Below are 1,700 nucleotides of genomic sequence, written 5' to 3'. Positions count from 1 at the left end.
CGGGTGCGGCCCGATCTTCCGGTGGGAGTGGAAGTGATCGCCGGATCGTTGGAGGTGGACGGAGCGCGCGCGCTCGATCATGTGCGCGTGACCGCGGGGTCGCTGCGGGTGCGCGGTGCCCAGGAGCCGGTCGATGTGCTGGTGCAGGCCGGTTCGGCGCAGGTGAACATGGTGCAGACACACGGTCAGTCCCGGCTGCGGTGTGAGTCCGGGTCGTTGCAGCTCACGTTGGAGGAAGGGTCGGATGCGAAGGTCCACTCGGACGTGCAGCTCGGGCGTCTCACGGTCGAACCGGAGCCCAAGGACCGGAATCGAGACGTGGTGGTCGGCCTCGGTGCGGCTGAGATCGACGTCGAGGTCGTGATGGGAGCAGTGAACCTGAAGACACCTGACCGGGGAGACATGCGGTGACGATCGACGACCATTCCGGCGCGCATGCCCGTTTGCACCAGGGGGGCCACCAGCCGCCGCGGGACTGCCCTGTCTGCGGTGATGTGCTGAAGGTCACCAGGCTCGGTTGCGACTCATGCGGCACCGAGCTGTCCGGGCGATTCGCGGGTTGTCCATACTGTTCGCTCCCCGCGCATGACCGGAAAATGCTTGGCGTCTTTCTGACGTCCCGGGGCAACATGAAGGAGTTCGCCCGGGAACTCGGGGTGAGCTATCCGACGGCTCGTGTGCGCTACGCCGAGCTGCTGAGCCGTCTCGGTATAGAGGATGCGGGAGCCGTGGACGCGTCACCGGCTTCGGTGGACCGGGAAGATGTGTTGCGGCAGCTGGCCGCCGGCGAGCTCGATCTCGACGAGGCGACCGAGCTTCTGCAGTGACCTGGTAGGGCGGGCCGGACGGTGTGGGGTCATGATCGGAGGAATTCGCGGCGATCGACAGCCGTGAGCTGGTCCGCTTGACTCTCCCACCGGAGGAGAGCAGAACGTGCGGGTAGTGCCGTCGTGGCCGAAGGACGTCAGTGAGCGAGGGCTTAAGCACACGACGTTGTCGGCGGTGGCTGTCATGATGCCGGCACACCGTGGCGACAGAGGGCAAATGGGGTCAGCTGAGCGCGTCCAGCCGGCGCTCAGGAAACCACACGGCAAACGCCGTGTTCATGAAGGGACAAGGACGTTGAATGCGATCATCGCCGAGAGTCTGACCAAGACCTTCGGCTCCGGAGAGAAGGCCGTCAAAGCGGTCGCAGGTATTGACCTGGCAGTTGACGAGGGGACCGTCGTCGGGATTCTCGGGCCCAACGGCGCAGGCAAGACCACTACGGTTCGGATGCTCACCACGCTCCTGCCGCTTGACGACGGACGGGCCACGGTGGCCGGTCATGACGTCGCCACCCAGCCGCAGGCGGTGCGCGCGAGTATCGGCCTGTCTGGACAGTTCGCAGCGGTCGACGAGAACCTGACCGGACGGGAGAACCTGTGGATGTTCGGACGGCTCTACCAGCTGTCCAGCAAGCAGGCGAAGCAGCGGGCGGACGAGTTGCTCGAGCAGTTCTCACTTGCAGAGGCCGCGGACCGCCCGTCGAAGACCTATTCGGGCGGCATGCGACGCCGGCTCGACCTGGCCGGCAGCCTCCTGATCCATCCGAAGGTGCTCTTCCTCGATGAGCCCACCACCGGCCTCGACCCAGCCAGCCGGCTGGACCTGTGGGATGTCATCCGGCAACGGGTCAGTGGAGGTGCCACCATCCTGCT

General features: G+C 65.9%; 2 protein-coding genes and 1 pseudogene. All 3 read left to right on the top strand.

The window, feature by feature from the left end:
- A pseudogene (locus tag ELR45_RS33440) lies at positions 1 to 411 on the top strand (hypothetical protein); the annotation flags it as partial.
- The gene (locus tag ELR45_RS33435; protein ID WP_205857776.1) at positions 408 to 827 is read left to right on the top strand and encodes a DUF2089 domain-containing protein; all 420 of its coding nucleotides are present in this window, start codon (positions 408 to 410) and stop codon (positions 825 to 827) included. The pseudogene ELR45_RS33440 and the gene ELR45_RS33435, both read left to right, overlap by 4 nt.
- 295 nt (positions 828 to 1,122) lie before the next feature.
- Positions 1,123 to 1,700, top strand: a 578-nt coding sequence (locus tag ELR45_RS41915) for an ABC transporter ATP-binding protein (RefSeq protein WP_240760326.1), incomplete at its 3' end; no start/stop codon positions are given.

Source organism: Phytoactinopolyspora endophytica (assembly GCF_004138495.1).
Lineage (GTDB): Bacteria > Actinomycetota > Actinomycetes > Jiangellales > Jiangellaceae > Phytoactinopolyspora > Phytoactinopolyspora endophytica.
Note: the sequence above shows the minus strand (reverse complement) of the source record. Positions and strands in the feature narration are given on the sequence as shown.